General features: G+C 59.2%; 23 protein-coding genes. 9 read left to right on the top strand and 14 right to left on the bottom strand.

Annotated elements, in window-relative coordinates:
- Positions 1-151: 151 nt before the first annotated feature.
- Entirely contained in the window at positions 152-574 is a 423-nt protein-coding gene (locus M1D74_RS15885; protein ID WP_458115951.1) for an organic hydroperoxide resistance protein, read from the top strand.
- Positions 575-856: 282 nt separating this feature from the next.
- Here the strand turns inward: M1D74_RS15885 and M1D74_RS15890 are convergent, their stop codons facing one another.
- From M1D74_RS15890 to mobC, 3 genes are read right to left on the bottom strand one after another with little or no spacing between them, the layout of a single operon-like run.
- A complete protein-coding gene (locus M1D74_RS15890; RefSeq protein WP_458115952.1) occupies positions 857-1624 on the bottom strand; it encodes a hypothetical protein in 768 nt (255 codons plus the stop codon).
- A 2-nt stretch (positions 1625-1626) separates the two neighbouring features.
- Entirely contained in the window at positions 1627-3168 is a 1542-nt protein-coding gene (locus M1D74_RS15895) for a relaxase/mobilization nuclease domain-containing protein (protein WP_458115953.1), read from the bottom strand.
- A complete protein-coding gene (gene mobC / locus M1D74_RS15900; protein WP_458115954.1) occupies positions 3165-3584 on the bottom strand; it encodes a plasmid mobilization relaxosome protein MobC in 420 nt (139 codons plus the stop codon). The genes M1D74_RS15895 and mobC overlap by 4 nt, the downstream gene beginning before the upstream one ends.
- A 447-nt stretch (positions 3585-4031) precedes the next feature.
- Here mobC and M1D74_RS15905 point away from each other — a divergent pair, with 447 nt between their 5' ends.
- Together M1D74_RS15905 and M1D74_RS15910 are read left to right on the top strand one after the other, a co-directional pair.
- The gene (locus M1D74_RS15905) at positions 4032-4241 is read left to right on the top strand and encodes a helix-turn-helix transcriptional regulator (RefSeq protein WP_458115955.1); all 210 of its coding nucleotides are present in this window, start codon (positions 4032-4034) and stop codon (positions 4239-4241) included.
- A 47-nt stretch (positions 4242-4288) separates the two neighbouring features.
- Positions 4289-4591, top strand: a complete 303-nt coding sequence (locus tag M1D74_RS15910; RefSeq protein ID WP_458115956.1) for a hypothetical protein — start codon at positions 4289-4291, stop codon at positions 4589-4591.
- Positions 4592-4609: 18 nt separating this feature from the next.
- On the opposite strand, the gene M1D74_RS15915 is transcribed toward M1D74_RS15910, so the two are convergent.
- The 4 genes from M1D74_RS15915 to M1D74_RS15930 form a co-directional block, all read right to left on the bottom strand.
- Positions 4610-5953, bottom strand: coding sequence for a helicase-related protein (locus M1D74_RS15915; RefSeq protein WP_458115957.1), 1344 nt, complete (start codon positions 5951-5953; stop codon positions 4610-4612).
- Positions 5954-6106: 153 nt separating this feature from the next.
- Complete coding sequence (locus M1D74_RS15920) at positions 6107-9592, bottom strand: hypothetical protein (protein WP_458115958.1); 3486 nt, start codon at positions 9590-9592, stop codon at positions 6107-6109.
- A 104-nt stretch (positions 9593-9696) separates the two neighbouring features.
- Positions 9697-10101 (bottom strand): TnpV protein, encoded by a 405-nt coding sequence (locus M1D74_RS15925; RefSeq protein WP_458115959.1) that lies wholly within the window; start codon positions 10099-10101, stop codon positions 9697-9699.
- A gap of 199 nt (positions 10102-10300) precedes the next feature.
- Positions 10301-11071 carry a YfbU family protein gene (locus M1D74_RS15930; protein ID WP_458115960.1) on the bottom strand — a complete coding sequence of 257 codons (771 nt, stop codon included), beginning with the start codon at positions 11069-11071 and terminating at the stop codon, positions 10301-10303.
- A 282-nt stretch (positions 11072-11353) separates the two neighbouring features.
- Here M1D74_RS15930 and M1D74_RS15935 point away from each other — a divergent pair, with 282 nt between their 5' ends.
- Both M1D74_RS15935 and M1D74_RS15940 read left to right on the top strand, forming a co-directional pair.
- A complete protein-coding gene (locus M1D74_RS15935; RefSeq protein ID WP_458115961.1) occupies positions 11354-11980 on the top strand; it encodes an NYN domain-containing protein in 627 nt (208 codons plus the stop codon).
- Between the two features lie 815 nt (positions 11981-12795).
- Complete coding sequence (locus M1D74_RS15940; protein ID WP_458115962.1) at positions 12796-13086, top strand: hypothetical protein; 291 nt, start codon at positions 12796-12798, stop codon at positions 13084-13086.
- A gap of 257 nt (positions 13087-13343) precedes the next feature.
- On the opposite strand, the gene M1D74_RS15945 is transcribed toward M1D74_RS15940, so the two are convergent.
- The 7 genes from M1D74_RS15945 to M1D74_RS15975 form a co-directional block, all read right to left on the bottom strand.
- A complete protein-coding gene (locus tag M1D74_RS15945) occupies positions 13344-15602 on the bottom strand; it encodes a GDSL-type esterase/lipase family protein (protein ID WP_458115963.1) in 2259 nt (752 codons plus the stop codon).
- Positions 15603-15784: 182 nt separating this feature from the next.
- On the bottom strand, positions 15785-16591 hold the full coding sequence (locus M1D74_RS15950; protein ID WP_458115964.1) for a PASTA domain-containing protein: 807 nt from the start codon (positions 16589-16591) through the stop codon (positions 15785-15787).
- 308 nt (positions 16592-16899) lie between these two features.
- Positions 16900-17382 carry a DUF4870 domain-containing protein gene (locus M1D74_RS15955; RefSeq protein WP_458115965.1) on the bottom strand — a complete coding sequence of 161 codons (483 nt, stop codon included), beginning with the start codon at positions 17380-17382 and terminating at the stop codon, positions 16900-16902.
- A 514-nt stretch (positions 17383-17896) separates the two neighbouring features.
- Positions 17897-18064, bottom strand: a complete 168-nt coding sequence (locus tag M1D74_RS15960; protein ID WP_458115966.1) for a hypothetical protein — start codon at positions 18062-18064, stop codon at positions 17897-17899.
- 275 nt (positions 18065-18339) lie between these two features.
- Positions 18340-19296, bottom strand: coding sequence for a hypothetical protein (locus tag M1D74_RS15965; RefSeq protein WP_458115967.1), 957 nt, complete (start codon positions 19294-19296; stop codon positions 18340-18342).
- 38 nt (positions 19297-19334) lie between these two features.
- Positions 19335-20480 carry a sensor histidine kinase gene (locus tag M1D74_RS15970; RefSeq protein WP_458115968.1) on the bottom strand — a complete coding sequence of 382 codons (1146 nt, stop codon included), beginning with the start codon at positions 20478-20480 and terminating at the stop codon, positions 19335-19337.
- A 53-nt stretch (positions 20481-20533) separates the two neighbouring features.
- On the bottom strand, positions 20534-21202 hold the full coding sequence (locus M1D74_RS15975; RefSeq protein ID WP_458115969.1) for a LuxR C-terminal-related transcriptional regulator: 669 nt from the start codon (positions 21200-21202) through the stop codon (positions 20534-20536).
- A 280-nt stretch (positions 21203-21482) separates the two neighbouring features.
- Between M1D74_RS15975 and M1D74_RS15980 the strand changes: the two genes are divergently transcribed.
- From M1D74_RS15980 to M1D74_RS15995, 4 genes are all read left to right on the top strand, one after another.
- Positions 21483-21815 (top strand): hypothetical protein, encoded by a 333-nt coding sequence (locus M1D74_RS15980; RefSeq protein ID WP_458115970.1) that lies wholly within the window; start codon positions 21483-21485, stop codon positions 21813-21815.
- Positions 21816-21859: 44 nt separating this feature from the next.
- Positions 21860-22237, top strand: coding sequence for a hypothetical protein (locus M1D74_RS15985; RefSeq protein ID WP_458115971.1), 378 nt, complete (start codon positions 21860-21862; stop codon positions 22235-22237).
- A gap of 468 nt (positions 22238-22705) precedes the next feature.
- Positions 22706-23398, top strand: a complete 693-nt coding sequence (locus M1D74_RS15990; protein WP_458115972.1) for a hypothetical protein — start codon at positions 22706-22708, stop codon at positions 23396-23398.
- Positions 23399-25419: 2021 nt separating this feature from the next.
- Positions 25420-26031: a recombinase family protein gene (locus tag M1D74_RS15995; protein ID WP_458115973.1), complete on the top strand. Its 612-nt coding sequence runs from the start codon at positions 25420-25422 to the stop codon at positions 26029-26031.
- The last annotated feature ends 35 nt before the right edge of the window (positions 26032-26066 follow it).

The raw sequence follows: 26066 nt of genomic DNA on the forward strand, positions 1-26066 counted from the left end.
GGCCGATGGTCGCTCTGGAAATGGACGTATCGACTGGGTTGGTAAGCACCCCACGGTTTTCGTGTGCTTCCGTGACGCCATTCGCTCCAACTTCGTTGCCCTGACCGGCACAACCGCCAGCACCTTCGAATCTGAACCTGAAGGACATCACGTGAATACCATTTACACTGCAGAAGCCCTAGCTACCGGTGCGGGCCGCAACGGGCGCACCCGGACTTCAGACGGGCACGTTGACCTTGAACTGGCGACTCCGGCTGCTCTCGGCGGCTCAGGCAATGGAGCTAACCCTGAACAACTCTTCGCCGCCGGCTACGCCGCTTGTTTTCATTCCGCACTGCAGCTAGTAGCACGCCAGTCCAAGACGGAGCTGGGTGACTCCAGTGTCGGGGCCAAAGTCGGCCTTGGATCATACGATCACGGGGGTTTCGGCCTGGAAGTCACCCTCGAAGTTGTGATCCCAAACGTGCCACAAGATCAGGCGCAGGCCATGGCCGATGAAGCTCACCAAGTATGCCCCTACAGCAACGCCATCCGCGGTAACGTCCAAGTCACCATCACGGTCTCGGACGACTAACGAGGCAAGAGATTACGGCCGGGCGGGCTCACCTGACAGGGACGTACCCGGCCGTCATCATCAGAAGCTGGGCGGGAAAGGGGTGATGGTGGCTCTGAGTGTTCGTGCTGAAGATAGGACCGTGTTCCACGAGCGTCATCCAGCAGGAGTCGCGGCGCCGTGGTCGGTCCCAACCAGAAATGTATGTTGTATCGGCTTTCTGGGATTGGTCTATGCAGGGATCACCCGAAGGGGCGACGGTGTCCATACGGACTGTTCGCTGAGGGCTGAAGCAGCCCTCTTCTAGCCCAAACCAACTTGACGTTCCCTGCTTGCGCCTCGACTGACGAACTTCTTGCCCTTCGAAAGCTTGTGCCCCGTTCGAACGCTCTCCTCAGGGTGTGTTCCTTGGTCTTGGTCTGCGGCGAGTACAGCGGAGACGGCCTCCTTGCCTTCGTCGGAGTGCCCGAAGACGTCCATGAGCCGTTCAGCGAGTTGTGCGCGGCGGTCACTGGAGTCCCACCAACCCTTGCCTGCCTCGTAGGCCTCCTGCATGTCAGAGTCGTTCTGCATGTCTCCCCTAGTGATGGCTGCAGCTTGCTGTTCGGCTTGAGTGGAGTCTTGCTGGACTTCCTGCTTCTCGAATGTTCTCCCCGTGGTTTGCTTGCCTCCAGTTTCTGAAGATGCTGCGTACCCGTCGAGGAACTGCTCAGGGGCTAGGTTGTATCGGTCCTTAATTTCATCGTGCATGTGTTCGCGGGAGAGCCGTGCCATGTCGTCGAAGAGCTCCCACTGTTGTGCGAGGGCGTAGTGGGTGGCGATGTCCTGGGGCCGGGCGGATTCCCAGAATTGCGTTTGATGTACTGCGGCGAGTTGGGTTCGCATGACTGCGCGTTCGGCTTCGAAGCGTTCCTGGAGTTGGCGGCGCTCGGACTCGGCTGCGCGTTGTAGTTCCTGCTGCCGTTCGGCGCGTTGGCGGGCGAGCACTTCCCCGAGCCGCCCGGCTACGGCTAGCGCGGCCTGTGCTTGTCCGCGTAGCAGGTCGTTGGCTCCGTCTGGTCCGTGATTCACGATTATCTCCCCATTCCTTGATCGTGTGCGGCTTGTTGTTCCTGCTGGCGCTGCCGTGCTGCGTATCCGTCTACTTCGGTCAGCGCTCTTACCTGCCGGCTTGGTCCGTCATGTGCCGGCTGCAGCTTTGGTTCGGGAACGTCCGGCAAGGGTGCTGCGACGGCGGCCAGCTGATTCCGGATAGTTTGGGTCAGAACGGTTGCTTCTCGGAGTTCCTTACCGGCTTCATGCATGGCGCGGATGGCACCAAAGGTGCGCAGCATCTGCTGCATGATCAGCGCCTGGGCAACCGGGGATGGCGCGGTAGTCGCCGCTAGCAGGAAAGCAGTGGTGCCGGCCATTCGCAGCGGCGGGTCAACGGGGTCGGTGATTTTCATGCCGCTACGGTGAGCGGATCTCGCCATCGCCCGCGCGGCCTCAGCTAGCGGCCCGGGGATTGGTTCGGTTGCCCTGGACCAGGCGCCAAGCAGCCCGGAAGTTTCGCGTGCCACGTGCGCCCAGGTTTGATGATCGTCCGGTGCAACTTTCGTCATCGCTCGTCGGGCCTCTGCTAGCTGCAGTGCGAACTTCCGTGCCAGGTCCTCATCAAATGCTCTACCCGCCGATGAGGTCGCCGGGGAGTCTTGTTTCATGTCTGGGGCGCCCGGGTTTGCGATCCTGTGGTGGCGCTTGGCGGCCCACCATTCCTCGGCGGCTTCCTGTGCTTGCTGCGGAGTATCGGGCCAGCCGGTCCGCAGCGCAGGGAGGGTGAGGTCCTTGGCGAGTTTGCCTCCGCCGAACCAGATCGGGCGCATGCCTTTCGGTGGCCGTTCGGCGACCGCGTACCCGGTGACGACGCTTCGCCCGCCGTCCGCGAAGCGGGCACTGACCAGCAAGCCACTGCGGCGGAGCCTGCGCACGAATTCCGCCTCGCACTGGGATGCGACAGCGCTTGAACGGACGACACGTTCCATCCGGAAACGTGCCGGCTCCTGCCCGCGGCCAACCGTCTGTTCTGCTGGTTTGAAGCCGCGTTCGGCGTACTGTCCCAGCTCCATCAAGCCGTACTTCTTCTCGATGCCGCGGGCCACTCGTTGCGCCTTCGGATAGTCGGCTCCGTCATGCCACTTCGTGCCGTCCGATCGGACACGGGAGGCAACGATGTGTATGTGGTCGTTCCCAGCGATGCTCTTTCCGTGGTGAACGGCGACCCACTGCACCGGTGCCTTGCCACTTGCCTCCGTGCAGCCCATCTCGTCCACGAACTCCTGGGCAATGTCAGTCCACTGCTGCTCGGTCACCGGACGCTCGTCGGCCCGCAGTGACAACGAGCAATGCCACACATGGTTCGGGATCTCCATGTCGAAGGTGCGCCGGTTCAGGTCCAGTTCCTTGGCGACCATGACAGCCGAACTCTCGTCCAGTTGCACGTCATCGAACCACGCCAAAATTGTGGGACTGCCTGCGACCAGATGCGGGTCCGTGTGCTCGTTGCGCTTGCCGGGACCGACCAGATACTTCATCAGCCCGACCGGACGGTCACCCTTGGTGATGTTCGGGATCACGGCTTCAGTTCCTCAAGCACGTCAACAATCTTCGCCATCACCTCACGGGCTTCCTGCACCACGGCTCGTCCGTTCGAAGCCATCTCCCCGGTTGTGTTCTGGTGACGTGCGACCTGATTGATGTTGTTCGCCGCGGTGGCAACGAGGTATCGGATCTCCAGAAGAGTCGCGAGTTCCTGCTTACGCAAGTGCAAAGAAGCAGGGTCACCAGTACCCAGGGCTGCGTCAACCAGAATCGCTGACGGAGACAACCCGGTTTGCGCCTCAAGCTTCAACAGCCTGGCACGCTCCATCTCAGACATGGAGACACGCACATACTGAGTCTTACCCTCGATGCGCTTACGCCGCGACGACCACACACGACGCGCTGGCTTGGCAGCGGTTCCCTGCTCGTCGTTCTCGTCGCTCTCAGCCATGCCCGTCCCCCTCTTCACCGGCCCAGCGCAGCGCCCCTCCCCTGGAGGCCCCACACCATCAGTGTGTCACCGACCAGCCGAAGGCGCCAGCGCGGATCGGCGTTTATGGCACATAGGCGCATAGCTTGCTCCGCCGGTGCTCCGCTCTCTAAGTCGCCCGACGATTTTTGGCGGGTGGGGTTCTCAAGCTTCTGAGGAGGCGCTTCGCGCCATGTGGCCTGCACGGCTGCGCCGTTCCGTTTCGGCTGTTGAAGGTACTGTCCGCCCTTCTCTTGGCAAGTCTCCGCCGGCGGCTTTCGCGGCATATCCTCACTCGCTTCGCTCCCTCCGGTATTCCACGGTCCCCCGACTCCAACTTGCCAATTCACTTCGCGGCCAAGTGATGACGGCGTTGCGGAAAGGAACGGTGATCGAGAGATGAAAGTGAGACGAAAGATGGATGGGTTGGTGACACCGCGCCAGGTGGTTGAGAAGTACGGCGTCAGCATGATGGAGCTGGCGTCATGGAGGCGGCGGGAAATGGGTCCCCCGTTCTACAACTTCGGACGCAAAGCAATCCGCTACGACATGGCCGACGTCGACAGCTGGTTCAACGATCCACGCAACGCGCACCTGCACGATCTACCAGTTCGAACTAGCGGTGAATTATGTGCCTGATGGTCACGTCTCCGTCGATTGACGATGGCACGGATTAAGGTTGATGCATGACGACAATCGATCTCGAAGCAACCCGAAACCAAGCTCGTCAGATACTCGACTCGCGTATCGAGGTGGTCTCCGAACTGGTGATCGCCCGGCAACGCGTAAACGAACTCCGCGAACAGTTGGCCGAGGCCGAAAGAGAAGACAAGAGAGCCTACGTGCGCGCCACCAAAGAAGGCTGGAGTGAGGACGAACTGAAGAAGCTCGGACTCGACAACAATGCAGCGGCCAAGCGGCGCAAGCGCTCCGCTACAACCAGTTCAGCATCATCCGAAACGAACACTACGCCCGGCACAACGGAGTAAGACGCTCCCTCAAGCCGGTTAGCGCTCCAACTCCTCGCCCTGCTCCAGCTGGGACCCTCGTGCACGCGCGCCTGAGACCTCAGCAAGGGCAGCAGCTGGAACCTTTCCGGGTCGCGGAGCTGTCGGATAGCTAAGCCTCATATCGCGTTTGAGAACCTCCAGTTCGGGGTCGAGACTGGTCTGTTCGGAATCTTCTCCCCTCATTGCCTTCGCGATGCTCTCAACCTCGCAGCGGGCAGCTTCCAGAGCCTCCACGTGCTTGAACGGCTCCGCCAGGGCAGTCGCAGCGTCACGGTACTCCTGGCGGGCTTCCTCGATGCGCTGCTCCTGTTTCTTAACCTCGTCGGGGAGGCGCTTCACCTGGTTCTCCAGACGCTGGATCACCCCAACTGTGGGAGCCAGTGAGTCCGTGCGTGAAAGGTCTACCGCAACTCCGGGGGCACCATCAATCTGCAGCTCTATTCGGGAAGCCCCCATGTCGACCATGTTCGCCTGGCCCTGCACGAACCTGATGTTGTGCCCGCCGATGGAACCGATGACACCGAGGTCCCTGGACCCGCTGATGGGCGGTCGGACCGCTGCGTGCGTGCTCGCCCATTCACGCAGCGCTTCGGCGGCGTCGGTGCGCTTGTCATAGGCGCGCCCGTTGAGGGTCATACGGAATGCAGCGTCACCGAAGTTGGGGACGGTGCGCGCCGCGGCGTCACGCAGTGCGGGCAGCTCGGCCACCAATGATTCGCCGCGCTTCTGTGCGCTGTTCTTGCGGTGTGTAAGCGCCGCTTGGTTTCGGTGCCACGCAGTCTCCAGGCGGCTAAGTCGGGACAGTTCCTGATCCGCTTTGGACTTCTCCAGGATCAGCGGGTTCCCGCTGGAAATTGCTTTGACCTCCGCGAAGGACAGCGTGTTCTCCCCGACGTCTTCGATCTCCCGGACGTCGAGCCGGCCACGCATGATTTGGTCAATGAATTTGCTCTTGCGTTCCAGCGTCTGCCACATGTAAGTGTCGAACGATCCCTTGGTGACGATTTGAGAAATCGCGACCTCCGGGTTTTGGTTGCCCTGCCGGATGATCCGGCCATGCCTCTGGGACACATCGGCTGGCCGCCATGGTGCATCCAGGTCCACCAGGTGCACGGCCCGGGCCTGGATGTTGGTACCTACACCCATCTTCTGCGTTGAACCGACGAGTACGGCGACGTCGCCGGTGCGGCAGGCCGAGAACAGCCGACCCTTCTCGGCGTCGTTCTTGGCTTCGTGCATGAACCGGATCTTCTGCTCGGGCACCCCCCGCTGTACGAGGTCTTCGCGCAGCTGCTCGTACACGTTCCACGTATCCGATGGTGTGCCCAGGTCGCAGAACACGATCTGCAGGGCGCCCGGTGTCGCATGCGGGTCGCCGGTCTTGGGGTCGTTGTAGGTGTGGTCCTTTGTGTCCTCGTATACCCGGGCGATCAGGTCAGCGGTGGCACTGATCTTCGTTTCACTAATGAGGGACCCAAGCTCCGGGTGGACAAGTCACATGTCCAGTGCAGCCTTCCGGCCGTCGCTGGAAATCTTCAGCATGTTGTCCTCGGTTGGGTCGACGAGGCGCTGTTGGATCCGCTCAGCTCGTTCACCGATGTCCGCGATGTACTCCTGCAGCTCCGCGGATGGTTCGACGGTGACCATGCGGGGCAGGCGCTGCCCGTCTTCGCGCTGCGCGAGGTCAGGCACTGGAAGTTTCAGGTCTTCTGCGGTTTTCACGTCCGCGAAGGTGTGGAACATCTTCAGCAGCTCGGGCACGTTCTGGAACTTCGCGAAGCGTTCCTTCATTTTGAAGGTGTCCCCGCCGGCGACGGTCATCTCCATTTCGGTGACTACCTGACCGAATGTCGCTGCCCAGGTGTCGAAGTCGTTGATGCCGGCATTCTCCAGCAGGTCCGGGCGCAGGTAGCGCTGCATCACGTACATCTCGGTCACGCTGTTGGCGATCGGCGTGGCCGTCGCGCCGGTGATGACCCGGTCCCCATGGGTTTCCCTCAGGTACTCGACCTTGGCGTGGAGGTCGGAGGCACGTTTGGACCCGTCAATGGCTGCATCGCGGATGTTGGATGCTGTAGCGAGGTTCTTGAAATCGTGCAGCTCATCCACGATGAGGTAGTCGATGCCGGTTTGCTCGAACGTTATACCAGGATCGGTTTCACGGTCCATCTTCGCTTTCCGCTTCTCAGCGGCGGCTTGCAAGCTCGCTTCTATGCGTTTGACGGTCACGCTTGGCCGGCCCTGCTCCGCGGCACGTTCGCTGGCGGCGCGCAGCTCGGCTCGCATCCTCTCCTCCTGACGCGCCACATACCGGTCCTCTGCTTCGGGGGACAGTGACACTCGCTCGAAGGCGGTGCGGGTCATGATGATCGCATCCCAGTCGTTCGCGGCCGCACGGGCGACGAAGTGGCGGCGCTTATCCCCTGCAAGGTCCGCCGACGAGGCGGCGAGGATCTGCGCCTGCGGGTAAATCTGCAGCCACTCGCGGGCGAACTGATCGAGCATGTGGTTCGGAACCACCACGGCGGGCTTGCGGGCCATACCGAGCCGGCGCAGCTCCATCGATCCCATCACCATTTCAGCGGTCTTGCCGGCGCCGACCTCGTGGAAGAGACCCACCGACGGTTCGGAAATCATCCGTGCCACGGCAGCGCGTTGGTGCGGACGTGGAGTCCAGTCCTTGACCAGTCCGGGGAACGTGAGGCGCTCACCTTCGACGCTGTAATCCCGCAGCACCAGGGAGTTGAACCGGCGGTTGTACTCATCCGTCAGGGCGACGGCGCGTTCCGGGTCCTCCCATACCCACTCGCTGAAGCGGTCCTGCATCAGCTCCGCTTTTTCCTGCGCCGCCGTTGTCTCGGTCGGGTTGATGATCCGCCGGGAGCTTTCGGGGTTGTCGGGATCGGGGTCGGTGACCTGGACCCGCTTCTGCTCCAGCAGGTTCTTGAAGATTTCACCGGCCGACATGCGACCGGTCCCCCAGTCGTTACGGGCCATGAAGCTGTGCCGGTTCGCCTGCACGTCCCAGTTGGCGCCACTGACCCGATCCACGCGGGCCTGCTGGTCGCGGAGGATGCTCCGCAGGAACTCCTCATGGATCTCGGGGGAAATCCAGATCGACCCGATGCGGGCCTCGATTTCATGCACACCCAACGGCAGTGGCAGGACGGCCTGCAAATCAGCGATGTTCCGTTCAAACCGGGGGTCTTCGGCTGCGGCTTCCTGCGCCGCGTCGATCTTCTCGCGGATGTTCCCGCTCAGATACTCGGCGCGTGTTTCCAGCATCCCGCCCCCGCCCGGCACTTCATACACGAGGTCTCCGAGCGCGTCCCTCGCGGCGGCTTCCTCGATGCCCAGCAGGAGTGCCACCTGGGACAGGTCGACTTCCCCTGTGGTGTCGAGGGTGACAGCCAGGGCTTCTGCAGGTGTGTCCACGCCGCGCACGGGCTGGCGGGGCTGCACCTGACGTTCGCGCTGCAGGGCTGCCGGGGATGCCGTCTGGCTGGCCTCGTCGAAGTTCTCCAGCGCGGGGACCAGCGGCCCGAACGGGTCATTGCGCAGCAGTGCCGCCGCTTTGGGTGTCACCCGGGCCATGATGTCTTCGCCGGCGTCATTGGTCCGCCCGGTCCGCCGCTCGATGAACCGGTTGATGGGGCCGTAGGTATTCGCATAGGTGCGGTAAGTGTTGCGCAGCTGTTCGCGTGCTGCGTCCAGTTCGGCGGTGTCTTCGACGTTGCCCGCCTCGAGGGAGAGCACTGACCGGGCAAGGTCCCGCAGGCTAAGCAGTGAGCGCAGCTCTGCCTGCTGTGTCCTGGGAACGCTGAGCGGGGTGAGAGCACCGTCGATGCCGACCTGGGTGAACGTTCCGTCTGCCTCCGCGGTGATGTGCCCGACCTGCAATTCGCTGCCGACGGGCACGATCGCGACTGATTCAATGATCTGGCCGGGCTGACGCTCGGCCACTCCCCTGCCGGCGTCGACGGCGGCGCGGGCAATGTCCTGCAACTGTTGGTGCAACTGTTCTGGCACCGATCGCAGGTCCTCGTTGCGGACGGTGAGAGTCGCCGAGCCGTACATGCCATTACCCACGACCGGCTCACCCAGCACGCGTCCTGGATTGTCAATGAAGTAGGCGTTCATACGGGCCAGGTCCTGACCAGCACCATCTTCAATGGGGAGGGCGTGCGATTCCAGCCACTGCGGGTTGAGCGGCTCCTCGCCTAGAAGACGCTTGCGGAAGATCAGCACGTCGGTGAGGGCATCGGTGCCCGCAGCGCGGCGGTGCGCTCCGGTGGGGAGCCGGACGGCTCCGAGCAGGTCCGCCGTTTCATAGATTTCGCGGCGGGCAGCAGGATTCTGCGCATCGAGGGTGAACGCTGAGGAGATGACGCCGACAACGCCTCCCGGACGTGTAAGGTCCAGTGACTTGATGATGAAGTGGTTGTGCATCGAGTGGCTACCCGCGTTGTGGCGCGGGTCGTGCAGCCTGGTCTTGGCGAACGGGACATTCCCCACGGCAGCGTCGAAGTAGCCGGCTGGCAGGCGGGTATCAGCGAATGACTCGGCCCGGATGTCCGCGTCCGGGTACAGGGCCTGGGAGATGCCGGCCGTGATCGGGTCCAGCTCCACACCGGTCATGGTCGCTGATTCGGGTGCCAGACCGATGAAGGTTCCAGCGCCGGATCCCGGTTCCAGGACCCGTCCCCCGTCGAAGCCGAGAGTGTTGAGGGTTTGCCAGATTTCCGTTGCGAGAGCCGGATCGGTGTAGTGGGCGTTGATGACGGTGCGGTTCGCCGCCCGATACTCGTCCTCGCTCAGCAGCTCGCGTAACTCAGCGCGGTCGGCTTCGTACTCACTGCGGCTTTCATCGAATACCTCCGCAACACCGGATGCACCCCAACTTCCCCACCGGGCCAATACCTTCCGCTCAGCGTCTGTCGCGATCCGGTCCTGTTCCTGCAGCTCACGCAGTACGCGCAACGCAGCAACATTCGCCTGGAAGCGGGCCCTGGCACCAGAGGGGGCTAGATCGTCCTGCCGTGCAGGAATGAACCGGGAAACTCGTTCCGGACGAGCGGTGTCACCTAGCTGTTGTCCACCTTCTTCTGGTACTCCGCTTCCTCGATCGCTGTCCCCTCCGCCAACTCTCTGCGCAGTTGTTCCACCGTCTGCAGGTACTCGTGGGTCGCTGACATCCCCGTTTCCTCGTCCGTCTCGTCGCCCTCGGTCTCCATCACGTCCGGGGTCAACATCTCGGCCCTGACGATCTCCTCGGCCTGCATCCTCGACGCGTTCAGCCTGCCCCCTTTCTCCAGGTAGCTCTCGCCCTTCGGATCCGGTCCCGCCAGCTCGTACTGCAGCTCCCCCACCCTCTGCATCGCTTCCTCGCCCAGGCTCCGGAAGAACTCCTCCGGGTCCGGGATCAGGGCGTACTGCGACGGCGCGGTCATCTTCCACGTCTCCTGCGCGAACTTGCCGTACTTGTTCATCACGAACCTCCTCTGGTGGGGCGAAAAGAAATGCATCGAGACTTGCCTGACCATCAATCTGGTTGCGCTTGCGCGATCGCGCCATCGGACGTCCCCCTGGTGCCGGTAGAAATACTCTTCCCACCGTACCCAGCACCCGCGAGTGAGTGCCGCGCGTTAACGACCTAGGCGGCTCACGCTCCTTGCAGGACTCCCAAAACTAATCTCCCGTAATGCTTGCCTCTGGCACAGCAGTGAATACTGATCGCAGTTCACTTTCGGACAGATGCCAGCGGGTACCCGTTCTTAAAGCCCTACTCCATATCGGCTTGAATACGCTAAGCATTGATCGGTAGACCGGAACCATCGGACTGTGGGAGTTACCTCTCTCCCGACTGCTCAGAAACTCTGCTTGTTCCTCCCACCTACCGCTCTCAACTAGGAATCGGGTATAGCTCAACAACCTGTGCTCGAGAGAGTGGTTCGCATCGAACCCTTGAAAAGACCCGTAGTTGCGATCAATGCCAAGTCTGGTCCATCCAGCTCCCGGCTCACTCTTATCCAAAGCATCGACGCTTGCATTGAGGATGCGGAACATGTCGAGGATGTCCCAGACCAAGGCGCACTGCGCGCGAGACATCGGGAAACTGATGCCCGCAAATTCCTCCCCGTAGTCGCCTTCGTAACCATGCTCAAGGATCTGGACCTGCCGCGATTCTTCTCGAGCATCGTAGTAGGAGTCACTCAAGTCACCCTGAGCCGCCAAAATCGCTCGATGCAACTGTACGAGGACACGGCGCTGAAAGGGCGACAAATCAACGTCGTCCATGTCATCCGGCCGTGGACTTTCCAAGTCATCGGTCTGCGCAAAGGATAGGTGGTTCTCCAACGCGTTGCGGATATAAGTGCTGATTGTGAGCCCGCTCTTATCTGCTTCGTCAGCAATTCGGTCCCGAAGATTGTCGTCCAAACGAATAGTCACTGTGGCCATTGATTCTTTTCCTTTTCATGAACTCTGCGAGTACATATAAGACAGTATGCGCTTGCTGTAGTACACCTGCAAGCTCTAGAGTGGATCGTGTGCACGTATGGTGCACTGGGATCGGTGTACCGGTGAGAGGTTTGTGCGATGCGTGTTGGGGTCTACGTAGATGGGTTCAACCTGTACTACGGCGGCAAGGGGCACTGTGGTGCCTCCACTCCTGGGTGGCGGTGGCTCAATGTCCGAGCGTTCGCGGAGTCCGTCATTGGGACTTACCTACACAAGGCCACAGTGGAGAACTGGAGCGGGGCCGCTACCTGGAGCAACGCGAAGATTGATCGCCTGGTGTACTGCACTGCTCCGATCAGTTCACAGACCGATCCCACCGGTTTCCAGCATCAGGACGCCTACATCAGGGCGTTGCTACAAACAGGCGTTGCTGATCGAGTCGAGCGCGGCTACTACCAGCAGAAAATTAAACACGCGCCCATGGCCGTACGAGGCCAAAACGGGAAACCACAGCTCGTTAGCTCAGCCTGGCCGATCATGGTCAAAGACTCCACGGGTGCCGACGTTCCTAACGCAAACTTCTTGGTGTCCTACCTTCACACCGAAGAGAAGGGCAGCGACGTCAACGTCGCATCTCACCTGCTCATTGATGCCCTCAGCTCACGGATCGATGCCGCCGTAGTGATTTCTAATGACAGCGATCTCCGCTTCCCTGTCGAGCACGTCCGCACGCTGATGCCTACAGCAGTTATCAACCCGAGCACCGGCTACACAGCAGGAGCCTTGAAGATTCCGGCCAAAATCATCGCAAAATCCAAAGATTGGAACTGGCAGGTGACACCCAGTCACTTCACCTCCAACCAACTGCCGGACACCATAGGCACGATTACTCGGCCTACAGGCTGGTAGTAAAGCAAAAACCACTCCGTCTTACAGTGCCAAGTTGCACTGTCTTACAGTGTGCAATAAGCTAAGTACATAACTCACCCGGTCCCTCGTTGGTCCGGGTTTTTTTCTGCCTAAATCCATACGACGAACGAGTGCGATGCTCGCTCACCATTCTCTGTGCGCTCAATCGATGTCGGTCGAGCTAAGCGCCTCCTGTTCACATAGGCAGGACAAAAGCTCCCTTCGCTCTACTGCTTTCCTGCACACATATGGACAGCAGGAAGCAGAAGCCCTCCTGCACACATTCACCACGTCATCGGCACGGAAAAGCTCGTCTCGAGCAAGTGATGAGTGTGCACAGCCTCCTTGGCACACATCAACCTGGCAAGGGCGTCCGAGCGAGCCGCCAAACGGAGTGTTGTTCTGCTCGGCTACGGTGATTCAGTGTCCATGGGGCGTATGCGCCAGCCCCCTGATAATGGAGGTCGAAGATGGCATTGAGTGGCTCAACCGGCGGTTCCCCGGGTGGAAAGATGATTCGAATCAGGCAGCCAGTCTTCGAGAAGAATCAAGAGCTCTGTACGACCTGCTATTCAGTCAAGGGTGAGCCCTGTCGGGCGGTGAAGCCGGGCGGCAAGGGCTTCCTGCGCAAGACCCATAGGAGCGCGACGGAACCGAACTGGACGATAATCAAGCGTAGAAGTGCCAATCGCGACAAAAGGGATGAGGCCAAGACGCCTAGGTCAGCGAACCCCGAGTTCGTTCCCCGCAACCAGCGGGGCGAGGAAAGCGGCGGACGAAGAGGCCCAACCCCCAACGAGCAGAAAGAACAGTCGATGAGTCCCAAGCGCGGCACGGTTCGAAACAGCAGGCAGGCTCACCAGCGGGCCGCCGAACTGGGAGAGCTGCAGCCCATGGAACCCGCCAGTCGTCGCGTTGACGGATCCCCGCGCGTAGGAACCGAACAGGTCTACGTAACGCGCACCGGCACAGTCTTCCACCCGGCTTGGTGCTCATCGGTCGCAGACAAATGGGATACCCATCCCGAGGGACTGCTGGTTATTGCGGCGAACACTGCCGGCAAGCGGCGCCAATGCGTCCTATGTGACAGTCCGATCGGTGACTAGGACTTTTAAGGTGCCCCTTCATAATTCAGACAGCTTGCTATATTCCCCCACAGCTACTCGAGCTGGGGGGGGGTGGCGCTGCTTCTGAGGGTACGGGTTCAGCATCGATCCCTTCGCACGAGTTGTAATCCGTCGTCATCCCATCATGCCTCGTCGGAAAGCGCATCGGTGGTCGGGCGCCGCGCCCGGGACGGGCTCGTCCCTCGGAGGGCCGGGACGCACATCGTCCAGTTAGGCGGGATACTGCCGCCCACAGATTATGTGCGCGCTCCACCTACCTTTCGCGCCAGCAATCGCCAGGCGCTGACAAGCATGACGACCGAGATAGTTCCTATGATCCAGAAGGCTAGGGGAAATGGTTGCGCTAGTGTGACCGGTACTGAAGCAACCACGGGTCTGCCCTCTATGGTGCCCATGGCGTTCACCGTATGATTCCCGGGCGGGAGTTCGGTGGCTTGCAGATTAACCGTCAGAGTTGCTTCACCCTTCTCATTCAAGGTGACGCTACCGAGGACACGGGGCTCTGATTTCACGTAGATGGTTACACCTGTGAGCGGGTCTCCACCGGTTACATGGATTACGTTTGTCCCGTACCCGATCTTCCCCACGCCTATCGGCTGGCTGAGCGGCACTGTCACTTCGGACTCCGTAGGCCACCACTGAATCGTTGCCTTCTTCCACCATGGGTCTGCACCGGTTGATGAAGTCGCCGGAACTAAATCCGCTGCTTCTGGGCTGGCTGCCCATGAGTTCAGCTTCGCGGCGATTGCTTGATGGCCAGCGATATTTGGATGCAGCATTTCTGGGGACCCGGCAGCCGCGTCGTTTGCGGTAACTGGAACAAACCATGGGTCCGAGGAGCATAGATTGTGCGCGGCGGGGATAGCCTGACCTGTCTCGGCCACGTGGACGCTGGTCACGCCTTCCTCGCGCGCCAGCGTTGCGCCTTCGTCAATGTTCTCGTTCAATTTGTCTTGAAGGGCCGAGAACGATTTGAAGGCGGCTCCGAGCGCCGCCATTTGGAAACCATGCCGCCCGCTGCAACGCAACGGGAGCCCTTCGTCGACGGCGAGCATCTGCGGGTATTTGAGGACGATTATAGGAGGAGTCTCGATGCCAAGGTCCTCGAAGACCCAACTGGTTCGTACGAGCACAGTCATCAGATATGCCGGGACCGATTCGACAAGGTCGAGGACGGCGGTATGTGCCTCTCCGGAGACCTCACTCGCCGGACAATTAGCGAGTGGGCTGCGCTCCGTCACTGCACGGTCAACGAGAGCACTCTTCGCGCAGGCGTTTGCGATGTCGCCGAATCCAATGTCGTTCCCAGTGATGGTTAGAAATATGGCGTCCGGGCGGTAACCAGTCGCGAGCATTTTCCTGAGTTGATCGAGCTGGCTTGGCTCCCCGTGTTGCCCCGAGTTGTAGATATTGAGGCTGACGGCACCGGAGCAGGCGAGAACACGTACTTGTTCCGGACTGTATAGCCAGTTGGCGTACTGGTTCTTCGTCCGGTGACAGGCGGGTGATTGATCCGCTACCTGGAAATATGGGCGGGCGGCGTTGCTGGCCCCTTCACCGGAGGAGTAGGAGTCTCCAAGCACGACGATGTTTTTGAAATTTCTCAGACTGCCACTGAGGTTCGCACCGGTTGGTAAGTCGTGGGTATAGGAAACTCGAAAATTCTCGGTTATTGGGGCAGACCCTTCAGCGGTGACGCTGACGGAGTAGGTCGACTCATCTAGTTCAGGATTAGTCGGTGGTCGGATTAGCCAGCGGGTCGTAATTTTGGTTCCAGATCCCAAATTGCCGAGCATCATGATTGGCCTATGAACGGACGATCCGGACGACGTATCGGTGTCCCGGACTTGAACGATCACATTGGAAGCGCGGTGTCCCGGCGCAACTGACACTGTAACCATGACATCGAAAGTTTGTTCATACATTGGGACTGGGGTTGCCGGAGCTGTGACACTCACGCCCAGTCCATTCCCCAGCTGACTTTTCAACGCTTCCGCGAGCTCAGATGCGTCCCGAGCTGTCACGTAGACTCCGCCGGAGGCAGCGGCGACGCATTCAAGCTCCGCAGCGCCCGACGCGGAGATGTCGAAACCGACTGTGTTTACTGTGACGTTGATGTTTTCGGCCTTGAGCTTCTTCGCGGTTTCACACGGATCGTCGCCGCAGTTGGATTCACCGTCGGAAACGAGGACTATTGTCGCTTGGGATGAGCCCTCACTTTTGAGGTAATCGGCACCTTCGAGCATCGCATCGCTCGTTGGTGTGTCGCCGTCCGGCTCGGGAAGCGTGGTCAGCGTCGTACCCACGTTAGTTGCGGACGAGCTACTGACAGGGAGCTGTAGATGCCCTGACTGACACCCTCTTTCGTTTGAACTACCAGCCGGGTATGTCATCAAGCCCAGCCTCGTCGAGACAGGAAGTTCCTGGGTCTGTTGAAGGATGGCACTCCTGGCAGCGTCAATCTTCACTATCCCTTGACTGTCCTCGTCCGCCATGGAGCCAGAAGTGTCAAGGAGAATCAGGACATCAGAGCCTTTGGGTTGGAATGGTGCTGTAAGACTTCCCGCGGACTCAGCGTCGGGGGCGAGTGTTCCGGTTGTTGCGACGGACGGTGATGATAATCCGATGCAAATGGCGATCGCACCCAGTACAGCAACGATTGAATGATGGGCTTTACTCATGGGGTGACCTCTAGCCCTGCAATCGCTTCCGCGGAGCCGACTACGACAGCGTCCCCCAATAGGACCGAGTATCTGCTCAAGTTTCCGGCCGTGTCAGCAGTTCGGGAAACTTCTACCTCGAGACGGAGCGCACCGGTGATGTCGGCGTCTAGTTCGACACTTTGCCCGTAAGCGAGTTCTTGATCGAGGAGGACGGCTTCGTCGGCGGATATTTTCACTTTGGCTCGACTTCCCGGATCTGCACCATCCTCTATCCCAACGATCGCCTTGAGCCCAGCTAGATCCCGCCCGAGTAGCCAGAAGGTTTTGGACATCTCCTCTCCAACTCTGCAGCTAACTCCATCAGTGATAGTGGTTCCGTTAACGCTGGCGGAAGCAACTGCATTGCAGTCCCCGTCGCCCTCCAATGAGGACAGTGACTCGCTTGCTGGAGCACTGGCGACTATAAGCATAGGCGTTGGGATGAGAACTGCTCCGGTGGCGGGATCGGTCTTGAGTATTGTTCCGGCATCAGCACTACCGTCATATGTTCGTTCCACCACTGGTTGCGCTCCCATGGCAGCCAGTATGCGCGTCGCCTCTTCGAGGGTCTCCCCCGTCAAGTCGGGCATCTTTGCAGGGGATGGAAGGGACAGGATGATGGATTCGGGTTTCGTCGTACCGGCAACAGGGCTTTGAGCCGCAACAGTTCCAGCAGCCAACACGGATGGAATTTCATCAATTTCCACCACCGTTGGGCTGTAACCCGCGTCGGCCAGGACCTGACGTGCGTCGGCTTCGTTCAGCCCTCGGACGTCAGGCATTGGAAGGGTTCCTGCTGATGCGTCGCTGAGGCTAGGTGGAGACGGAGAGTCGGTCACCGTTAGCGGTTCCGGAATGATTGCCCCTCGGGCGACCCATCCCAAGATGAGTCCTATGGAACCTGAGGCGATGCAAAGCAGGAGGATCGCCGAACTGAGGCGCAGCCAGCGCGGGGCACTGCGGGACTTTCCCGTTCGCTCAGGTGGCGCCTGCGTTTCGGTCGGACCTCCGTCGTCCTGAACCCTCGATGGCTTCTCCATCTCTGGCCTTCCTATTGTGATTCTTGGTGTCGTTCCGAGGAAGGAAATTTCTAAGTTATTGTTCGCACGGGCAAGGGATACCTGAACGGTTCACCGCGATTAGCGGACATGCCCGCTAAAATGGACAGCACGATATTTGCTATCCACAGCCCGAAGATGCAAAGGCTGAACAACAGTCCGACTATTGGGATCAAGGAAAAAATGGCACAGACGATGTATGCAGCGAAAATGGTGAGGTGAAAATTGAGCGCTTCTGCAGACTCCTGCCTTGCGAAGCGTCCGCGTTTGCCGTAGATCAAGTAGATCACCAAGGAAGGAATAAAGCCGGCGACTCCGCCAAGGTGGGCGATGGTCGCCCATTGCTTGTCCTCAGAGGGTGCAAGTTCCGGAGTCGACGACGGTGCTATGGGGGGCCTGTACAAACCAGCTTTGCTGGGCGGTATCACTGGTGGCGTATCGCTGGTGAACGTATAGGACCCCGCAACCTGTGTTGGCGGACGCTCGGGTGATGGGTACGGTGAATCATTGCTCATCTTCATTCCTGTTCATGGGAGTTTGTGCTTAGAGGAAGATTCGCCCTCGGGTAGCAGCGCGTAGCTTGAGGCTAAGCGCCCGTCGCCATTCCCGAGCAGAGAAGTCAGAAAGTTAACTGGGTCTGAACTAGCTCGGCGCCATGTTCACCAGGTCGGGGCTGACCAATCAGCAGCGTTTTCAATAGGGCTGCTGCCGTTTTGCCCAGCTGCAGATTCCTCGGCCGATATTCCGTTCAATCCGCAGAAGGAGTTGATTGCCTCTGCAATTCCGAGCGCGTTACCCATCGCGTTGGGTTCCAGGTCGTGGGCAATGAGAAGCGCTTCTTGTGTTTCTGACCGTTCGTTGAGGGACTGTGCCGCGTACTCGTCACAGGTTGTAGCCCCTGGGTTTGAGCATCCTGTGAGACCTATGGATGCTGTGACCAGCACGATGAGAGCTACAGCGTGCGACGGTCGGTTATGCGGCAGATACTTTTGCATTGAAATTCCTCAGGGCTGCGTGGGGATTCGGGGCCTATTTTGTGGGGAGCTTCTGCCCGATGAGGGTGCAGGCAGCTCCAACAATAAGAACGCCGATGAAGAACGGCATTTCGCGCGGATAGTAGCCAATGATGGAGACCTTTATGATCCCGATGCCGATCAGTACGAGACCGATGGCGGTGAGTATTTTTTTTGCGTTCATGAGAAACCCTTCGATGCGGAGTTACTGGAGTGAGCGGTGGATACTCATTACGAAGCTGGCCGCACCGTCGACCTGACCTGTCGTCGAGATGAGGCCGATCAGCATGGGCTTTCCTTTCCTGCGAAGCGGGAGACCTTCGTACTGGGCCCGGCTTCAATTCCAGTCCATGGTGGATCGTAGGCATTCTGGAATAGAGCGGTCTAGGAGGTTTGCGGTGCCGCCGCTGAAATGTCCCCAGAAGGGCGTACGATCGCAATCTGTGGGCGTCATCCTACTTACTGCCCGTCGGACTGATCCGGGAATTCCACAAATGTCGCCTCTTCAGATGACTCGGGGGTTGAGGCAAAAATCGTCACTGCGAGTTTGCTGCCTTGTGGTCTCGCCCGGGCTGTGACTGTACCGGAGCGTGCATCGTTGAGGATGCTTACGACCCGTTCAGACGCGGCAGCCAGCACGCGCGGGGCAAGGTCTTGCCGCCGGTCATCCAGAAGCTGTACCGTGATGCCGCGTTCGCGGGCTCTCCGGGCCGCTTCAACGACCTCTGAGGTTGCCAGGACTCGACCGCGGATTTCATCGCGGAACTGGGCTTCTGCCAGCCGCAATTCCTGTCGTTCGTTGTCCGTGATCTCATGTGCGGGGTCAGCGATTAGAGACAGTGGGCCGCCCGCGATTTCTGTCACGTGATCCAGCCATCGAGTGCGAGCCAGATGGAGAGCACGGTCGGCGGCATACCAATCTGCAGCCGCTTGTGCGTCGGCTCTGTACTGGGCGACTTTCCGGTCGTTGCTGCGCAGCAGGTGACCGACGCCGGTGCTCACTAAGACCCACCCGACAGTAGCCACATTCAGCATCAGACCCCCAAGGACTCCCATCGAGGCACCGGATGCCCAGAGAGTGGTGATTATGACGGAACAGATCACGCCGACCCAAGAGAGCAATACTCTGCCCCGGATATTCATGATCACTAGCAATGTGTAGGTCGCCGCCAACTGCCACGAGGCATAACCTGGCCATGTGTCCAAAGGCAGTACGCCGCAGACAAGTAGATTCATGAGAACAACCGCGCATAGTGAAGCGATTCCGTAGCCCAGCGGTAGTCGGCCCGGGCTTGGCCTGAGGGTGAGGACTGCGGCGGCGCAATATATCACCATGGCAATGTAGACAGGCCAGGTCGCCGAGACAAGATTCAGATTCAAGAGACCCAGAGCGACATGGATCGCGCTGAACGTCAAGCACAAGAACGACATGATCCTCGTCGATATGGCTCGAATCATGGATCAATCCATTCCCAGTCCATTCGAACCTCTGTCCCTATACCCGGGGCAGTATGAACCTTTGCTGAGCCACCTGCGGCTTCTATACGTCCGACAATGGAGATGCGAATGCCAAGACGCCGATCCGAGACCTGAGCGTAGTCGAACCCTGCACCGTTGTCCCTGACAGTAACGCTGATCTTCTTAGTATCGGCGGTGCGATGCCCCTTGAGACGGACCTCGCATCGACTGGCCCTAGAATGGCGTTTGGAGTTCTTAACCGCTTCAGTTGCCGCTTCGAATACCGCTTCGACGACCTCTGCAGGAAGTAAGAAATCTTCGCCAGAATCGCTTGTGACGGTCACAACCGGGTGCGTCGCGTTGCCCCCAACAGCAAAGCGGATGCGTGCGGCAATTTCAGATAGGGTCGCTGGTGTCGCTTCCACTGTGCCGCCACACTCCTGCTGAAGCCGGTCGAGAGCGTTGAATGCCAGCTTGGCGCTAGCCGCCCGTTCCTCCGGGGAGCTGGCCTGAGCGGCCGTCAAAAGGGAAGTCATCACGCTGTCGTGGAGCAGGGCGTCCACTCGGAGGCGTTCTTGGCTGAGGGCACTCACAGTTGCAGCATCGCGGTAGCGTTCGATGGCTTCTTCAGCAGCCGCGTCAGTGAGCTCTGCAGCATGCCGCAGAATGCCGATGGTTACGCAGATTATGAGTCCAAGAACAGTTGCGAACAATGCATCCTGGAGAGCAAGACTTAAGGGCGCTGCCCCTCCCTGAGGAGTCGTACGGACATAAGTGAAGATGACCCCGATTAACAACGCGTAAAGGCAGCCCATTCGTGCTCCGAAGCCAAAGGCACACCACGCCGCACCGACGTTGATCATTGCCCACATCCACGGCGTGCCAAAACTTCCTGGCACTCCTGGCGGGACAGCGAGCGGCCATAGTGCCAGCCCTGACAAAATGAGCGCCGCCGAAATACGTGCGATCCAGAAGAGACCGCGGCCCCTGATCGAAGCGGCGGCGGAGCCGGCGACCACGGTTAAGAAGAACCAAAGGAACAGTGCGTTCCACCAATGCGATGCGTAAGGTGTCTGAGCCGCAATCGACCCGCCGGCTTGCAACAGCAATAACAGAGAAAACGCGGTGATACCTCGACCCATCAGGCGATGTGTATCTCGGGAGGAGATACCGGTGAGTCGGGGCGCGAACATCCTCAGCCCTTCTGTAAGGGCAAGAGCGGCGGCAGAAGGCCGTCTTCGACCGCCCGCCGATAAAGATCGATCTTGGTATTCGCGGGCCTCCCTGCGGCCTCGTATTTTTCCCGAATGCGGTCGATGTTCTTCTTCACTGTGCTTTCCGCAACTCCCATACGTCGAGAAACTTGGTACTGACCCAGCCCTGCAGCGTAGAGGGCAATGCATTCGCGCTCTCGATCTGACAGATTCGCATCCACGAAACTGGTGTCCACCTCGATCGCTGCAGCCAACTCTTGGCTGTCGATTGTCTCCCCCGTCGAAACCCGGCGAATCTTTGCGAAAGTTTCTGACACTGGTTCCGACTTCAATGACACCCCCATGGCGCCGTTAGCCAAGGCGTCTTGAATGTGGGACACGTTGTCTCCAAGCGTGAAGACAAGAACTTTGTAGCCCTCATCCGTCAAACGTGCGACGTTATCCCCGGGTCGAGAACCGTCGGCCAAGGATAGATCGAGTGCAACTACGTCGCAGATCCCAGCACCGGCGCTTAGGAAAGCGTCCACCGTCGGCGCCAGTCCGATCACCATTACCCGAGGCTTGATATTCATCTGCCGTGAAGCCGACACTGCAAAACCGATTCGCACGGCTTCGTGATCATCGATGATTCCAGCACGCACCGTGTCCATGCAGCAGCCCCCTTGCTCGTACATCTCGGTGAGTTGATTACACCATTCTGGGTTCCGGCATCCTAGGCACCAATTGTGACGCGTTACACATCGGTCAGGGTCGAAGAGCAGAGATGTGTCCCCAGTTTCGGTGACAAACATCCAAGTAGTAGGAAGATTCTCTGGTCGTACTCCAAGGTCATGCATAACGTCAGGATCGGGTTCACAATCAGCCCTCGCATTCGGAAGGCCGCAGCGCATGCAAACGTCACTGAAATCTCGAAAGCCGATTCGTCAAGGCATGGTTCTCTCCGTTCTCATCGCATCCTTGACCGCATGCGGTGGAGCACCGGACCTCACGGGCAATTGGTCCGCCGATGATGGGACGGGTGTCAAGGTCATCACCGAAGGAGGCGCATGCCAGGGCATGTTCTACTCCGGCGGGGAGCCATTGGACATCGGAGGAGGAATGTCATGCTCCCTCTCAGACGAAGAGGGCCCGAACGGACGCTACTCGCTTGTCGTCTCTCAACCGCCCAATCAAGCCTCGTATCAAGTCGAGTTCAACGGCAACGACCAAGTCACCGTGTACGACCAATCTGGGTCTTTGCTCTACTCCATGGAACGGCTCTGAACAAAGCCGGAACGAACAACCAAACCCAAATGAAAGGTGACGTCATGGCGTCCATCGACGAGAAAATCCAGGCAACGAAACTAGTCCTACATACACCGAAATCGTTCGCGCAAGTACGAGCTATCGGGCTTGAGGCAGCGTCCGCGGCTTCAGGGGGCATCACCAAGGTAACTGAAAATGAAGTTGATGAGCATCATTCCATCCAATACACCGTCAAAAGAGCCGGTTTCCTCACCGTCATAACCTTTGGACTGGTATTCAACGAGACTGAAGAGGCTCAAAACACCGTCCTGCTTGTCCCTGGCCAATACTTAACATCGCAGGCAACCTTCCTGTTCATACCTCTAGGTCCAAAAGATTCGGCTGGATACCCTCCTCTGAAAAAGTTCTCTGACCACGTTCGAAACGCTCTATCTAAATAGGACGTCGTGCATACCTCGGCACCCCAACGGGCGCCGCGCCGCGCGCGGAAGTTTCTTGTGAAGCAACGAAGCGCCCTCCCGGAGGGTTTCCGCTTGAGGCAACGGCTGCAGGTACCGCGGAGGTTTCTATGGGTCATCGCGGGCCATTGGCAGCACTTCAGAAGGCTGTTTTGATCTAGGCTGCAGTGAGGAAACATCGTCTGCCTCAGTACCCACCACGGTGCCCCATTGCGCATATGGAAAAGTGCCACACACATCGTGCAGCGGTGCACATATCACTAACCGGGAGATGCCATGCGACGTGCGGCGACCACATCACTACTTGTCTTATCGGTTGGCTTACTCCCCGGCTGTGCTGTTTCGGATTCAAACAGTGCGGAGGCTACGCCAACGGCAAGCCCAGCATCCTCATCCTCAGCTCCGACCAGCGCATCAACATCGGCGCCCGCTAAGCCGGGTGCAGACATTGTGACAACAGAGGTCACGGGTTCGCCCGACGGGCTTCCGCCGGGCTTCCCCGCGAACATCCCGTTGATTGGAACGGTGGATCACGACGCGATGGATATCGAAGCGGCCCGTCCGATTGAACGACAATGGACGGTCAAGATGATTAGTCCTCTCACAGAGGGGTCGCTCGACGAGATCGCGGCGCAAAGTACTACGGAGGCGAGGGGCGCTCTGCTCTCCGCGGGCTTCACCGAGACGGGGCAGAACCAGTTCACCAATGAACAGTACGAGGTGAGCTTCGCGATATTTGGCCAAGCAATTTTCTACTCGGTCTATGACCTAAACGCCGAGTCTGGGCCGACGAGTATTCCGCTTGAGGCACCACCGTATGCAGAGTTTGATATCTCTCAGTACACGCCCGAACAGCAACTGGCTTTCTTGGAACTAGTACACCTCGACTACGACTACAATCAAGCCAAGGGCGAAGAGGGTACCAGCGACGCGGATCTTCTGCAGTACGGTGCCGAAGGTTGCCATCTGGCTGGCCTACCCCAACCGGAGCGCATCACCTACCTGCGTGAGCTCTACTTTTCGCTCCCGGAGCACTTATGGCTTCGAAGGTGGGCCATCGTCTATGCGCTCCAAGAACTATGCCCTCAGCACGATTCCAAAGCTGTATTGGATGATGTAAACGAAGTCATAAAGCGGCACTGATTACCTCGTCCATCACCTGCACTTCGCCGGAGGCCCGGATAGTTGCCCGCCCGGAGCAGTCTGATCTATATCAACGCCTCCTGGCTGGCTGAGCGCGGTCGTTCAGTCAGGCAGCGCCTGCCCTCATGGTCCCCCTTCATAGTCTTGAGGATCTAGAATTGGCGGCCTCAAGCTCAGTACGGTGCGGTGAGTGTAGGAAGGGCAGCGGTAGTGCGCAGATTACCGTACGACCTGCCCGAGAAGGTACAAGATGCAGGTCCGGCGTCTGCAACGTTCGATAGTCTTGCAAGTCTATGGGATGCAAGACGATAGTACGAGACGGGCTGAACTCGTGGTTGCCCAACAGGCCGGTCAACAATGTAGCACCGTCAACCACGCAGGCACTTTTCGATGCGCGAGATGTCGTGGCAGTCATGCACGAACTGGCTGGTTGCGAAACGAGCGGAAAGTTCACGAAGAGCACATCAACCTCGTGCGCACAGCAAATGACCGGTTCAGAAAAGCTCTAGAGGCAAGCATGCCGCAGCTGCGCTGAAGGCGGACGACGAGTTGCACGCAGTCCCGGTTCGAGTCTCAGGTAATCACGCCCTAGTTCTAACAACTCGGTGCAGGTGCCAACTGAACGGTGAGGATCCCTTGTTTGTGGTGTCATGCCTTATCTGATGTGCCGGGTCACCCTGGATATGCCACATGGCAGATTGAGTCCCCGCCAAGCGCTTCGGGAATGTCTTCCGCACCTGATACGACGCATTTTGTTACTGATGTTCCAGGAGTACCTCCAACGGATACTGAGAGGGTAGAAAGGTCGAAGTCTATGAAACCCTCGGGATTGTTCGGGGTTTTTTGGGCCCAAAACACCTGCACCGTCTCTCCAGGTACCGCCGTAGCAGAAGGGCTATGTTCCCCCGTAGCCCCAAACCCGCAGGTCATTCCTCGCTGACCATTGTGTAGGTTCAGATTGGGAACGGCTCCCGCAGGCCATTGGAAGCCGTTCACCTCTGGGCGGTCAATCTCCACCGATATGCGCACCGTTTTGAATGAGAATCCTTCGGGGTTCGTGATGAACAAGCGCTCACCCAAGCAGTCCGAACTTGTGATTGCGTTCAGTTCCTCCCCAGGGGTATCCATTGCTTGATGCCATGCGACATCGAACGACATCTCGTAACCATCTCGGTGAGTGACGTCGAATCTCGCAGTTCCAATTACTGGGTCGTTGCGCTCCACCTCTGGGATCATGATTGAGGTCGGCGTACTCTCCGATTGTGGAGAGCGAAACTCCGCGGACAATTGGTCATCTACGACACTCAGCGCCACCTCCGAACCATCAAGGCAGGGACCGGATACAAGATCCTCCACGAGGAGGACTTCACTTTGATTGACTTCTTTCTCTTGCCACCGCGATTCACATGAAATTTGTGGGTATGAAACCTCCGCAGTTAGTTGTCCGCCTGTGTTGGATATTACGGCGACAACTTCATACTTACTACTGTCCCCCGTGACTTCACCCCTCCAAGTGCCAACTAGTGCATCCCGATTGAATGCTGGTACTCCAGGTGTACCGGGCGAGCTTGTCGTGGTGGCCGCCGGCGACTCGGCCTGCGATGGTATCAGGGATGGAGATTGGGTTTGGGATGGCTGGTCGCTCAGGCTCCCCCCAGAACATCCACTCAATAGAACCACCGAGGAAACCGATGCGAGTAGGATTCGGTTCTTCACGGGTTCCCCCTGATGGTTGTGGTTATTCTATTGAACTCTGCACAATCTCCCTTGTGGAAACCATGGTGATGGCGTTACCTAAGGGCGAGGTCCGGCTCGTCCCTTAGATATAAGGAACCGCGACAGAAAACTGGTCCTTGTCTTGCAACGCTAGGGTTGCAACACACCAGGCCGAGACAGCCCGCATCCCCGCCACTGCTACTCCCTCCATGTCTTGCTACCCTGTCTCATAAGCAGGGATGTCATTTCGCGACTGAGAAGTTGGTTGCGAGACAATTTGGGACCAATCCACATAGAGGAGCCGCATGGGCAAGCTCATCGGATACGCGCGGGTATCAACTCGCGTCCAGGACACCGACCGGCAGGTCGTCGACCTACTCGCCGCCGGCGTCCGCCGCGATGACCTGTACATCGACCACAGCGTCAGCGGTGCTCACGCTCAGCGGCCCCAGTTCAACGAAGCCCTCAACGCACTGCATCAAGGTGACACCCTGATCGTCACCACCCTCGACCGTCTCGGCCGCTCCACTTCCAAGATGCTCGCCCTGGCCGATGAACTTCGAGCTCAGAAAGTGAACCTGCGCGTCCTGAACCTCGGCGGCGGGAACGTAGACACCGGCACTCCCATGGGCTCGATGGTCTTCACCGTCATGGCTGCCCTTGCGCAGATGGAGCTCGAGATCAAACGCGAACGCGTCAACGACTCCAACGCCAAACGCCGCACCGCCGGCCTCGACCTCGGCGGACGACGACCGATCTTTAGCGACAGCCAGATCGCCAACGCCCGCCGACTCATCGAACAAGGCCAACCCGCCTCCCACGTCGCCCGTGACCTCGGCATGTCCAGAGCCACCCTGTACCGCCGCATCGCCAACCTCGACGCACAACAATGGATCGCCACGCTTCCCAGGGAATGAGGACGCCTCCGCAGCTGTCTGGTGCCTCATGTCTA

The organism is Arthrobacter sp. D2-10, assembly GCF_054161285.1.